General features: G+C 39.4%; 10 protein-coding genes. 2 read left to right on the forward strand and 8 right to left on the reverse strand.

Going from position 1 to position 12,805, the window contains the following annotated elements; all coding sequences use genetic code 11:
* Positions 1–11 precede the first annotated feature (11 nt).
* On the reverse strand, positions 12–797 hold the full coding sequence (locus DWZ63_RS02790) for an ABC transporter permease (RefSeq protein WP_055942590.1): 786 nt from the start codon (positions 795–797) through the stop codon (positions 12–14).
* A gap of 334 nt (positions 798–1,131) precedes the next feature.
* Here DWZ63_RS02790 and DWZ63_RS02795 point away from each other — a divergent pair, with 334 nt between their 5' ends.
* Positions 1,132–1,590 carry a hypothetical protein gene (locus tag DWZ63_RS02795; RefSeq protein WP_055942593.1) on the forward strand — a complete coding sequence of 153 codons (459 nt, stop codon included), beginning with the start codon at positions 1,132–1,134 and terminating at the stop codon, positions 1,588–1,590.
* A gap of 176 nt (positions 1,591–1,766) precedes the next feature.
* Here the strand turns inward: DWZ63_RS02795 and dnaJ are convergent, their stop codons facing one another.
* From dnaJ to hrcA, 4 genes are all read right to left on the reverse strand, one after another.
* Positions 1,767–2,924 carry a molecular chaperone DnaJ gene (gene dnaJ / locus DWZ63_RS02800; RefSeq protein WP_118498614.1) on the reverse strand — a complete coding sequence of 386 codons (1,158 nt, stop codon included), beginning with the start codon at positions 2,922–2,924 and terminating at the stop codon, positions 1,767–1,769.
* Positions 2,925–3,117: 193 nt separating this feature from the next.
* The gene (dnaK, locus tag DWZ63_RS02805; protein ID WP_055942598.1) at positions 3,118–4,995 is read right to left on the reverse strand and encodes a molecular chaperone DnaK; all 1,878 of its coding nucleotides are present in this window, start codon (positions 4,993–4,995) and stop codon (positions 3,118–3,120) included.
* A 68-nt stretch (positions 4,996–5,063) separates the two neighbouring features.
* Positions 5,064–5,690, reverse strand: a complete 627-nt coding sequence (gene grpE / locus DWZ63_RS02810) for a nucleotide exchange factor GrpE (RefSeq protein ID WP_118498616.1) — start codon at positions 5,688–5,690, stop codon at positions 5,064–5,066.
* A 15-nt stretch (positions 5,691–5,705) separates the two neighbouring features.
* A complete protein-coding gene (gene hrcA / locus DWZ63_RS02815) occupies positions 5,706–6,773 on the reverse strand; it encodes a heat-inducible transcriptional repressor HrcA (protein WP_055942600.1) in 1,068 nt (355 codons plus the stop codon).
* A 314-nt stretch (positions 6,774–7,087) separates the two neighbouring features.
* Here hrcA and DWZ63_RS02820 point away from each other — a divergent pair, with 314 nt between their 5' ends.
* Positions 7,088–9,310, forward strand: a complete 2,223-nt coding sequence (locus tag DWZ63_RS02820; protein ID WP_182431428.1) for a flagellar hook-length control protein FliK — start codon at positions 7,088–7,090, stop codon at positions 9,308–9,310.
* A 46-nt stretch (positions 9,311–9,356) separates the two neighbouring features.
* Here the strand turns inward: DWZ63_RS02820 and DWZ63_RS02825 are convergent, their stop codons facing one another.
* From DWZ63_RS02825 to gatA, 3 genes are all read right to left on the reverse strand, one after another.
* Positions 9,357–9,740 (reverse strand): PilZ domain-containing protein, encoded by a 384-nt coding sequence (locus tag DWZ63_RS02825; RefSeq protein WP_022014693.1) that lies wholly within the window; start codon positions 9,738–9,740, stop codon positions 9,357–9,359.
* A gap of 145 nt (positions 9,741–9,885) precedes the next feature.
* On the reverse strand, positions 9,886–11,322 hold the full coding sequence (gatB, locus tag DWZ63_RS02830; protein ID WP_055942606.1) for an Asp-tRNA(Asn)/Glu-tRNA(Gln) amidotransferase subunit GatB: 1,437 nt from the start codon (positions 11,320–11,322) through the stop codon (positions 9,886–9,888).
* 17 nt (positions 11,323–11,339) lie between these two features.
* On the reverse strand, positions 11,340–12,800 hold the full coding sequence (gatA, locus tag DWZ63_RS02835; RefSeq protein ID WP_118498620.1) for an Asp-tRNA(Asn)/Glu-tRNA(Gln) amidotransferase subunit GatA: 1,461 nt from the start codon (positions 12,798–12,800) through the stop codon (positions 11,340–11,342).
* Positions 12,801–12,805 lie beyond the last annotated feature (5 nt).

The raw sequence follows: 12,805 nt of genomic DNA on the forward strand, positions 1-12,805 counted from the left end.
AACCTCCTGAATTATACATACAATATAAATTTATCCTGTTTCTTGTAAAATAATACCGAACCGACTATGACACTTACAATTGCAAATATCGCAGAATGGATACAATAGCTCATGTCCATTGGTTTTCCATACAAAACGGCATTACGGAAATTTGCTATACACATATACAACGGATTAATATTAAACACCCATCCGTTTCCCGTATTTATAACTCTCTCTGTCGTATAGAATATAGCCGATGCATACATGATAAGCATACTTACTACAGTCCATATATACTCAATATCCCTGAAAAATACATTTAATGTAGCAAGGATAAGACCTATTCCGAGAGTCATAACAAACAATATAACTAATGGCACAAGTCCCTCTATAATATGCCATGTAGGCTCTACTTTAAGAACTGCACCTACTCCTACAAGTACAATGAGCGATATTAAAAATATAACAAAGTTCGATACAATCGCAGCTACAACATATATATACTTAGGTACATATACTTTCTTTATCATGGCGGCATTTCCACTTACTGCCTTTAGTCCTGCCTTTGTAGCTGATGAGAAAAATGAATACAAAAGTCGTCCACACAATATATATACCGGATATGTCGGATCATCTTTTCCAAACAATGTACCAAACACAAGTGTAAGAACTATCATGGTAAGGAGTGGTTCAATAAGTGTCCATAAAATACCAAGATATGATCTTCTGTATTTTAATTTAATATTCTTTTTCACAAGTTCGTACAGAAGGTATTTATACTTGAGAAAATTCTTTAAATGATTTTTAATCTTCATATTTAATGCTGCTCCATATTTGATAAATATATGTTTACGGTTACAATCTGCCTTTTAAGACAATTACTTTATCTTATATATTTAATGTGTCATTTGTCTGTCAAAAGGCAAGTCAAAGGTAATTATAACATAGACTTACAAAAAGTCAAATGATACATAACAGTTCAGCCATAAAAAGATAATCAACAATACAATGAGCAAGCTCAAGTATCGTCAATTATTTTTTATGGCTGAACTGTTACAATGATACTGTCAACACTCCCAAAAACATATTGCTACTTTTATTAAAATACGATATACTTTAATTAATATGATTTGAGAAACGGGGGATTTTATGAATAATTTACATATGTCAGAAATTCTGTCATCTAAATATGATGTACATTTAGATTATCAGATTACCATGTACGATCAGCTTCCATACAAACGCAATGCAGATTTGTGTGGTGAACAAAATATTGCTATGTATAGCGGACACATTATAAAATACTATATGTGCGATAACAAAGAGGATTCTTTCGAGGTGGACAACCACGATGGCGAAATAAAAACACTTCTCGCAGACATTGAGGCAAATACCTCTGTCACACCAACCGTAGAAGATATTTCTGATAATGAGGATGATATGCCTGAGGGCATTTCACAAAAACAGGTGCAGACACTTCTCGATGACAAACCTGAACCTGAAGATATTTCAGTAAAAGAATTTGAGTCTTTTGACGATGTCCCTGATAATGAACCAAATCCTTCCATACCGACTGTTGATGCATTCGCCGGTATAGAAGACTGGTAGTGCAAAAGACTGTCCGGGTAAAACTTTAGCTCTGATATTAAGTTTTACCCGGACAGTCTTTTTTAAGTATAGGAAAATGCTCGTAAAGTAGTGTGGCATCAGGAGCAAAATGCTGGTTTTGCTCTTTTTTATTTCATTATATTTTTATTTAATTTAATATTTATTTCATTATATTTTTATTTCTTTTTTTTCCCAAACATTCCTTTTTTACCGTGCTTCTTTTCATCGGATGGTGTTTCATCTTCATTTTTCTCACCATACATCGCTTTGTCAAATGCTTCAAGAAGCTCTTTCTGTTCTGAGTTCATCTTTGTAGGCACTTCAACTACAAGCGTTACATAGTGGTCACCACGCACCTGCTTGTTTCTGAGCGATGGAACACCTTTATTTCTAAGGCGTACCCTTGTGTTTGTCTGAGTTCCCGGTTTAACGGTATAAATAACCTCGCCGTCAACAGTCTTTATGCGTACATCACCACCGAGTGCTGCCTGTGCAAATGTGATAGGTGCAGTCGAGAATATATCTCTATCCTGTCTCTGGAAGATAGGATGTCTTGAGACAACAACCTCAACTAAAAGGTCACCTCTCTGACCGCCGTTCACACCCGGCTCACCCTTATCGCGTATTCTAACACACTGACCGTTATCGATACCGGCAGGAATTGAAACCGAAATTTTCTTTCTCTTACTTATATATCCTGAACCGCTGCAGTCTGAACAACGCTCTTTTATTATCTTTCCTGTTCCGTGACAGTCAGGACAAGCCTGCACATTTCTCACAACACCAAACAAAGACTGCTGTGTAAATACGACCTGACCTTTACCACCACACTTCTTACAGGTTTCCGGTGATGTTCCCGGCTTAGCACCTGTTCCGTGACAGGTTGCACACTCTTCTTTCAATGTAACATCAATTTCCTTGTCAACACCAAAACAAGCCTCTTCAAATGTAATCCTTACTGATGTACGGATGTTCTGACCTTTCATAGGACCATTGCTCTGACCTCTTGAACGGCCGCCGCCAAAGAAATCTCCAAAAATATCACCGAATATGTCACCCATATCCATGCCGCCAAAGTCAAAGCCACCTGCACCACCGGCACCGCCATCAAATGCTGCATGACCGAACTGGTCATACTGTCTTCTCTTATCTGCATCACTAAGAACTGCATATGCCTCAGATGCTTCTTTAAACTTAGCTTCGGCTTCTTTATCCCCCGGATTCATATCCGGATGATATTTCTTAGCCAGCTTTCTATATGCTGATTTAATCTCGGAATCAGACGCCCCCTTACTGACACCCAAGACCTCATAATAATCTCTTTTCTCTGCCATAAAACTCCTCGTTTCCGTGCCAAAGCACACAATCCAAAAATAAAATCACAAAAACAACCATAAGGCCGCCACCGTGGGAGGCAGCAGCCTAAAAATCTTATATTTAATGTGGGAAGAACAGCCATGCTGTTCAAATGAAGAATGGTCAAAGACCATTCTTCTAATGACAAAATGCTTTTAGCATTTTGTCTATTTATACCTCGCGGTAATCTCCGTCTACTACATCATCAGCTCCGGCATTGCTGTCATTTGCCGTTCCTGCTCCGGCAGCTCCCATGTCAGGACCTGCACCTGCTGCACCCTGTGCCTGAGCCTGCTCATACATCTTCTGGAATACACCCTGTGCACTTTCCATAAGTTTTTCTTTTCCTGCCTTAAGCTCATCAATCTCACTGTCAGTCATTGACTCAGGATTTGTTTTCTCAACAACAGCCTTAAGTGCATCAATATCTGCCTGAACTTTTTCTTTCTCAGCAGCATCTACCTTGTCTCCTGCTTCGTCAAGAGCTTTCTGTGTCTGGAATACCATGCTGTCTGCTTCGTTTCTTGCATCGATTCCATCTTTACGCTTCTTATCCTCAGCCTCAAACTGTGCTGCCTCCTTAACAGCCTTATCAATATCTTCATCAGACATATTTGAACCTGCTGTGATAGTGATATGCTGCTCTTTTCCTGTACCAAGGTCTTTTGCTGAAACATTTACGATACCGTTTGCATCAATATCGAATGTAACTTCAATCTGTGGAACACCTCTTCTTGCAGGTGGAATACCATCAAGTCTGAACTGTCCAAGTGACTTATTGTCTTTAGCGAACTGTCTCTCACCCTGAAGTACATTGATATCAACTGCACTCTGGTTATCAGCGGCAGTAGAGAATATCTGGCTCTTCTTTGTAGGGATTGTTGTGTTTCTCTCGATAAGTCTTGTAGCAACTCCACCCATTGTCTCGATTGAAAGTGAAAGTGGTGTTACATCAAGAAGAAGGATGTCTCCTGCACCTGCATCTCCTGCAAGCTTACCACCCTGTACTGATGCTCCGATAGCTACACACTCATCAGGGTTAAGTGATTTGCTAGGCTCATGTCCTGTAAGCTGTTTAACCTTATCCTGTACGGCAGGAATACGAGTAGAACCACCTACAAGTAATACTTTTCCAAGCTCTGAAGCTGTAATTCCTGCATCGTTAAGTGCATTCTGAACCGGAGTAGCAGTAGCTTCTACAAGGTCATGTGTAAGTTCATCAAACTTTGCTCTTGAAAGATCCATGTCAAAGTGCTTTGGTCCTTCTGCTGTTGCTGTGATGAATGGGAGATTGATATTTGTTGTTGTAGCTGATGAAAGTTCTTTCTTTGCTTTCTCAGCAGCTTCTTTCAATCTCTGGAGTGCCATTTTATCTGTTGAAAGATCGATGCCCTCTTTATTCTTAAATTCCTGAATCATGTAGTCTGTAATTTTCTGGTCGAAGTCATCACCACCAAGATGGTTGTTACCAGATGTAGCTAATACTTCGATAACGCCGTCACCAATCTCAATGATAGATACATCAAATGTACCACCACCTAAATCGTAAACCATAATCTTCTGCTCTTTTTCATTGTCAAGACCATAAGCAAGTGCGGCTGCCGTTGGCTCGTTGATGATTCTCTTTACATCAAGACCAGCAATCTTACCTGCATCCTTTGTGGCCTGACGCTGTGCATCGTTGAAATATGCCGGAACAGTGATAACTGCTTCTGTTACTTTCTCACCGAGATAACTCTCAGCATCTCCTTTTAATTTCTGGAGAACCATTGCTGAAATCTCCTGTGGAGAATATTTCTTATCATCTATAGTTACTTTATAATCTGAACCCATATGTCTCTTGATAGAAGATATAGTCTTGTCAGCATTTGTAACTGCCTGACGCTTTGCAGGCTCACCTACAAGTCTTTCTCCTGTCTTTGTGAATGCTACAACAGAAGGTGTTGTTCTTGCTCCCTCTGTATTTGCAACTACTACAGGTTTTCCACCTTCCATAACTGCTACACAAGAGTTTGTTGTTCCTAAGTCAATACCAATAATCTTACTCATAATGATTGCCTCCTATATCATAATCTCTTTATTTCATATATTATTTATTAGAAAAATAACTGATAAAACTAATTAACTACTTTTACCATACTGTGTCTTACGACACTTTCTTTATACATATAGCCTTTCTGCATTTCCTCTGCAACTGTTCCGCTCTCCAATGAATCATCATCGACAGCCATAACAGCATTGTGAAGATTTGGATCAAATTCTTTTCCAACTGCATCTATAGGTTTAACTCCCATCTCATCGAAAGCTGTGAGCATCTGTTTATAAACCATCTCAACACCTTTGACAAACGGTGCGTCTTTTTCTTCCTCAGGTACTCCCTGTAATCCTCTCTCAAAATTGTCAATAACCGGAAGAATCTTTTCGATAACGCTCTTTGCTCCGACTTCAAACATCTGACTCTTTTCTTTTTCAGAACGTTTGCGGAAGTTTTCAAACTCAGCAAGCTGTCTCACCCTCATGTCTTCAAGCTCTTTAACTTTCTCCTCAAGCTTTTCAACCGCTTTATCCTTTTTCTTGCCGAATTTCTTTTCTTTCTTTGGAGCTGCTTCCTTTGAAGCCTCATCTTTTTTATCTTTTGCATCCTCCGCTGCTTTTTCTTCCTCAACAGCTTCATCTGCGGTATTATCTTCTTTTACTTCTTCAATATCAATATCTTTTTCTATATCTTTATTCTCTGCTACCAATTCCCTGCCACCTCTCTATTTTTGCTTTTTTTTGAATATATCATCAAGCTCAGACATAAGCGACTGTAATGTACTTACAACCTTATCATAATCCATTCGCTTTGGTCCGACGATACCAATCTTTCCATATACACCTTCGTGAATCTTGTATGTTGCCGTTACAACCGAACAATCTTTCATGGTATCTACTTTTGTCTCATTTCCAATGTAAACCTGAATATCATGAGTGTCGCCCGGCTTACTCTTGCCCTGACCGTTTTCTCCTGATTCCGACTCTGCCGTATCAAGCCAATCACCTATAATATTTTTTTCCTCAAACGCATTGAGTAACTCCGTTGCACTCGCCTTATCCGAGAGCTCAGGATATTTCAAAATATTTGTTGCTCCACTTGTATATATCTCCAGATCATCATCTTCCGTAAGTGCCTTTCCGATAACCTCCAAGACTGAATCAATGACCTCCGTGTGACTGCCGACCTGTTCTTTTATCTTTCTGATGATGGCCAGGTTCATCTCGGTAACATCAAGTCCGTTCAATGTGGTATTTAATATAAAATTTAACTTTACCATCATTTCCTGGTCTATATCACCCTCAACTCGCACCATCTCATTTTTAACTACATTGTTGTCAAGAACTATAACAGCAAGTATGCTGTCGGCATCAACCTGTGTGAGCTGTATAAACTTAACTTTCTTTGACTCATATCTCGGCCCTGAAACAAGTGTCGCATAATTTGTATTGTTTGCGAGCAGCTTTGCAACCTGCTTAAGCAATACATCTATCTTTCCTGCTTTCTGTTCCAGCTCATCCTTAAGGTTCATAACCTCACTCGTCTTGTCATCGAGCATCGTATCTACATAAAGACGATAACCTTTATCAGAAGGAACCCTGCCTGCCGATGTATGAGGCTGGATGATATATCCCATCTCCTCAAGATCAGACATTTCATTACGAATAGTCGCTGAACTTAGATTGAGGTCAGTATCTTTTGAAATCGTTCTTGAACCTACCGGCTCTCCGGTTTCAAGATAAGTCCTGATAATCGTTTGAAGTATCTTTAACTTCCTATCATCTAACTCCACTTAACCACTCCCTTCTGCTTCTCTGTTAGCACTCTTTGTAGTGGAGTGCTAACATCTATAAAGTAAGATAGCACGCATACAAAATCTTGTCAAGAGTATTTTGAAACTTTTTTTATTTTTTATTACAGTTCAGTCAAAAAACAAGAAAATGAACCATTATATTTTTTCACCTTTAAAGTCGATATAATAAATATAATACTTAAATGACTTTGCAAATCTCTTTATAAGTATTATTATGATGCAAGGGTCAAAACAGCTTTTACCCCGGACATCATTATAATAGTAGAAACTAACACATTGAAATGAGGAGTATTATGGATAATAATGCAAGCAGAATAAATTCATTAAACACAAACAGAATGAATAGCCAGACGGCTGGCGGACAGACCCGGGCAAGAACCGCTGCATCGGGAACCAATAGTGCAGGTGCTCAAAATCCCGGAAATATTTCAAGGACTCCGGGCGGCAACAGTGATTACGGTGTTGCAAGAAGTGCCACACAGCTAAAAGCAGGTGACATCGTCAAAGGTGAGATTTCCGACCTAAGAGGAAACCAGATAACTGTCACTCTCGACAACAATACCATTTTAAAAGGATATATAGCTGACAGTTCAAAACTTTCCATCGGACAGACCGCCGCTTTTTCGCTCAGCAGCCCAAATCCCGGTCAAATACTTCTTTCACCAGTATCAAACAGCTACTCTGATACTGAACTTAACCTTATCAATAAAGCACTTGAAGAAGCGGGACTTCCAAACACTGAGCACAACCAGGCAACTGTAAAGGCTCTTATGGACAATCTCCTCCCTATAAACAAGAACTCTATCCAGTCACTTATGCAGCAAGCATACGATTGCAAGACAGAGGACTTTTCAACATTAGCGATAATGAACCGTCTTATGATGGATATAAATGAAGACACCGTGACCCAGTTTTCAAGCTACAGACATGGAACTTACCACCTTATAGACAAGCTTTCATCACTTTCAGAACAGATACCGGAGCTCCTCAGTTCTCTCTCTGAGAATGCAGCCTCCTCATCTGTTGCCGCATTTGGTGAAAAACTTATAGATATATTGTTTCAGTCCTTTGACAAGGCAAATAATACCTCACAGCCACAGACAATCTCATTTCTCAGCAGCGAACAGAGAAATGAACTTTTAAATCTTTTATCGGGCACGGCAATGACCGAGGACACTTTAGAACAGCTTGAAAATGGTACTCTCTCTCTAAGAGATGCACTTACAATGCTTAGGGACTCCGCAGGCAGCAAGTCACTTGTCTTTCCCGGCGGTATGGATGCCACAAATGAACTGTTTCAGCAGACACTTTTAAATATAGACAGTACTCTCGAATCTGCAACCGATATTTCAGTGCTTAAAAACTCTGACTTATTTAAGAACATCCCTACGATAAATGAAAACATTGAAAATACCGAATCGGCTGATACAGAAGCTTTGGAAGAACAAAAAAATACTGCCGATACTGAAAATGCAAAAAATGTAATTGAGGAACTTCCAAAGGGGAATACATCCGAGAACAGGATAGGATTTGCCGCAAAGTTTCTTCACAATATTACCGAGACGGCAAAAAATTCCATCAACAACATGCTTCAGCAGTCATCACAAAATACTGACAAAAGGGAAATTTCAACCTCCGGAACGGTCATTGACACACTGTGCGAAAAGTTTAACTCACTTGGCATTGAAAACGATTATCTAAGCACATTCCTTGACAAAGACGCAAGAAATGAACTGTTAAGTACATTATCAAAACTTCCGGTCAGCAAAGCCCTTATCATGAAGATTACATCAGGTGATGCCACCGCAAAAGAAGTGCTTACCGTAATCAAAAATCTTATACCACTCTCTGACCCCGAAACAATAAATGAACTTTTCAGGTCACAGTCCTTTGAATCCATATTTTCAAAGGTACTTGAAAGTAACTGGCTGCTCTCACCACAGAAATTAAAAGACGGTGAAAACATAAATAATTTCTATAACAAGATGCAAAAACAGTTAAAAGATTTTGATTCACTTATAAGTACCAATCTCTCAGGTGACGATTCCGACAGTCTCGGCAGTCAGGCAAGAGATGCACAGAGCAACATTGATTTCATGAAAACATTAAGCGAAGCATTTTCGTATTTTCAGATGCCTTTAAAATTAAGAAACCATAATACACACGGCGACCTTTATGTCTACACCAAAAAGGAAAAGCTGAGGAAAGACCCAAACAACATACATGTATTACTGCATCTTGATATGGAAAATCTCGGTGCACTTGATGTATATCTCGATAAAAACCACAATGAGATAAACACTAAGTTCATATCCGACAATGACAGGTCGATAGATCTTCTCTCGACAAATGCCGGTCTTTTAAAAGATGCATTAAACTCACAGGGTTATGCTTGTCATGTAAAAATAGAAAAAGCTGATGCAAGCACCAGCACTGTAGATGAATTTATCAATGCAAAGATAAACACACAACAGACAACCGATATGAAACGGTTCTCGTTTGATATAAGGGCTTAAATAAGCCCCCGGTACATCTATAGACAGACCGGGGGCTTTACAATAATCAATTATTCATTTTTTCATCGTCAGAATGATTTTTCAAATACTCATTTTCTATATCGTCAAATATATAGTCAAATATCGACGGCATACCTACAAATTCACAACCGTAAAGCGTTGTACCATCATCTTTTTGTTTTCTTCTGACTATCTGAACCACGCAGTTTAAACTGTCATTCTTCTTTTCAAATTCAAGTCTTGAATTAAAATAAAATCCAATAGGCAAAACACTTTTTGTGACAAATCCGATACCATTTCTTGAAATATCCGTTATCTCAATAGGTGCATTTATGTTCTTTACATGAACATTATCCTGTTTAAACAATGATGATACATCAAGATGCATTGTTATCGGTATTCTCTTACTTCTTCTTTTTTCAGCACCCATACCCTTACCTCCATTTTAACACTGCCGTTCACACCCTGATGCATCAGGCAGTTTTTATATTATGATATGAGTGTCAATAAGTCTATAATGCTCATTTGTGCAGACAAAATCGAATTTTATACTTTTGACACTTACATGATATTCTTTATTTGTCAAGTATCTCTTTTAATATCTGGTTTATCATTCCCGGATCAGCCTTTCCCTGTGTTGCTTTCATCGTCTGACCCACAAGGAAACCGATAGCCTTTTTCTTTCCACTGTGATAATCCTCTACTGACTGTGGATTGTCGGCAACTATCTTTTCGATAGTCTCTTTTAAAGCTCCATCATCAGTATCATTTTTAAGACCATTTTCCTCGACATATTTCTCAGGATCAATATCCTCGTTAAATATCTTTTCAAAGACTTCTTTTGCAACTGAGCTGTTTATAACCCTGCTTTCTGCAAGGTTTATAAGTTTCGCAAGATTTTCAGGCGAGAACTTAAGCTGTTCAGGCTCCATCTCATTTTCTTTCATAAGACGCATTGTCTCGACCATAAGCCAGTTAGAAACCTTTTTAGGATTGTTGCATATTGCCGTTGTAACTTCAAAAAGATCAGCAAGATGCTTATTCCCCGTAAGAATGTCCGCATCATATTCAGGAAGTTTGTATTCTTCAATATATCTCTTGAATTTCTCATCCCTAAACTCAGGCTGGTTTTTCTTTATCTCGTCAAGCCATTCATCACTTATGATAATAGGTACAAGGTCAGGCTCAGGGAAGTATCTGTAATCCTGTGCATCCTCTTTTGATCGCATCGCATAAGAATACTCTTTTGTATCATCCCATCTTCTTGTCTCCTGAACAACCTTTTCTCCTGCTTCGATAAGGTCTATCTGACGCTCTCTCTCGCCCTCTATCGCTCTTGCGATTGCTTTGAAAGAATTAAGGTTCTTCATCTCCGTTCTCGTGCCAAACTCTGCCGCTCCGACTTCCCTTACCGAAAGGTTTACATCAGCACGCATTGAACCCTCCTGTAATTTACAATCAGAAGCACCGAGGTACTGAACGATAAGTCTTAACTTTTCAAGATATGCGATAACTTCCTCAGCAGACCTCATATCAGGCTCAGATACTATCTCGATAAGCGGTACACCTGAACGGTTGAAATCTACAAGTGAACTTTCACCCCACTCATCATGCACGAGCTTTCCGGCATCTTCTTCCATGTGTATCTCATGTATTCCGATGCTCTTTTTGACACCGCTCTCTGTCTCTATATCAATATGACCGTTGCGGCAGATTGGCTGGTACAACTGTGAAATCTGATAATTCTGAGGATTATCAGGATAAAAATAATTCTTTCTGTCAAATTTGCAATTTTGTGTAATAGTACAGTTTGTGGCAATACCTACTGCTGCGGCATATTCAACAACCTTTTTATTAAGTACAGGAAGTGAACCCGGCATACCCGTACATACTGGACAGGTATGTGAATTTGGCTTGCCGCCAAACTCTGTAGAACATCCGCAAAAAATCTTTGTCTTTGTGGCAAGCTCTACATGTACTTCCAATCCGATGACTGTTTCATACTGTTTCATACTTTACCTCTTTTCCATTATTCTGCAAGCGGACTGTGTTTAAAATCTCTTGTCTGCTCAAAACTGTATGCTGCACGTATAATGTTTTTTTCCTTAAAGCAGTCACCAATAAGCTGTAAACCTATCGGCAGACCTTTTGAATCCGTTCCGCATGGAACAGTTATACCCGGAAGTCCGGCAAGATTTACCGAAATAGTGTATATATCTCCAAGATACATCTTAAGAGGATCACTTAAACTTTCACCAAGCTTTGGTGCTGTTGTAGGTGCAGCCGGTCCTAAAATAACATCGTATTTTGCAAATGCTTCATCAAATGCTTTCTTTATGAGAGCCTTTGTCCTGAGTGCCTTAAGATAATACGCATCATAATATCCTGAACTCAAAACGAAAGAACCGAGCATTATTCTTCTCTTTACTTCTGCTCCAAAGCCCTCTGAGCGGGACTTTTTATACATATTGTGAAGCCCGTCGTACTCTTCTGTGCGGTATCCGTATTTCACACCGTCAAATCTCGCAAGATTTGAACTTGCCTCAGCACAGGCGATAACATAATATGCAGGGATGGCATACTCAACGAGGCTTAAATCAAACTCCTCAACTATCGCACCTTTTTCTTCAAGAACCTTTGCAGCGTTTAGGATTGCATCTTTTACTTCGCTGTCAAGTCCCTCACCGAGATAATCTTTAGGAATACCTATTTTCATGCCTTTTACATCATCCACAAGTGCAGATGTGAAATCAAGGTCATCTCTCTTAACGGAAGTTGAATCCTTTTCATCATGTGAAGCTATTATCTCAAGAATAGCAGCACAATCGGTGACATCTTTTGCAACAGGTCCTATCTGGTCAAGCGATGAACCGTAAGCGATAAGTCCGTAACGCGATACCGTTCCGTAAGTCGGCTTTATACCCGTAACACCACAGAATGAACTTGGCTGTCTTATAGATCCGCCGGTGTCAGAACCGAGTGCATAAAAACACTCTTCTGCCGCAACTGCCGCACATGAACCGCCTGAAGAACCACCCGGAACATGCTCTAAATTCCACGGATTTTTAGTTTCGCCGTATGCGGAAGTCTCTGTTGTACTTCCCATGGCAAACTCATCCATATTTGTCTTGCCAAGAATGACAGCTCCTGCTTTTTCAAGATTTAATACTGCCTCAGATGTAAATGTAGGGACAAAATTTCCAAGAATTTTAGAACTGCATGTAGTAAGAAGTCCCTCTGTGCACATATTATCTTTTATCGCAACCGGAACACCCGCAAGCGGTCCGTCAAGTTTTCCATCGTCTATAAGTTTCTGAACTTCCTCTGCTCTTTTTAATGCACCCTCCCTGTCAACAGTCACAAAGCTGTTTACTTTGTCTTCTTTTGCATCAATGGCATCAAGAGCAGCCTTTGTAGCTTCCACTACCGTAACTTCTTTATTTTTAATCTTTTTTCCCAGCTCAACAGCTGTAAGATTCATCAAAGACATAACTT

It is taken from the genome of Clostridium sp. AF34-13 (genome assembly GCF_003477845.1).
Taxonomy (GTDB): Bacteria; Bacillota; Clostridia; order Lachnospirales; family Lachnospiraceae; genus Butyribacter; species Butyribacter intestini.

What these genes read in the sequence shown, in the direction of transcription:
- DWZ63_RS02790 (WP_055942590.1), bottom strand. Translation starts at nt 797, where the DNA reads ATGAAGATTAAAAATCATTTAAAGAATTTTCTCAAGTATAAATACCTT.
- DWZ63_RS02795 (WP_055942593.1), top strand. Translation starts at nt 1,132, where the DNA reads ATGAATAATTTACATATGTCAGAAATTCTGTCATCTAAATATGATGTA.
- dnaJ (WP_118498614.1), bottom strand. Translation starts at nt 2,924, where the DNA reads ATGGCAGAGAAAAGAGATTATTATGAGGTCTTGGGTGTCAGTAAGGGG.
- dnaK (WP_055942598.1), bottom strand. Translation starts at nt 4,995, where the DNA reads ATGAGTAAGATTATTGGTATTGACTTAGGAACAACAAACTCTTGTGTA.
- DWZ63_RS02820 (WP_182431428.1), top strand. Translation starts at nt 7,088, where the DNA reads ATGGATAATAATGCAAGCAGAATAAATTCATTAAACACAAACAGAATG.
- DWZ63_RS02825 (WP_022014693.1), bottom strand. Translation starts at nt 9,740, where the DNA reads ATGGGTGCTGAAAAAAGAAGAAGTAAGAGAATACCGATAACAATGCAT.
- gatB (WP_055942606.1), bottom strand. Translation starts at nt 11,322, where the DNA reads ATGAAACAGTATGAAACAGTCATCGGATTGGAAGTACATGTAGAGCTT.
- gatA (WP_118498620.1), bottom strand. Translation starts at nt 12,800, where the DNA reads ATGTCTTTGATGAATCTTACAGCTGTTGAGCTGGGAAAAAAGATTAAA.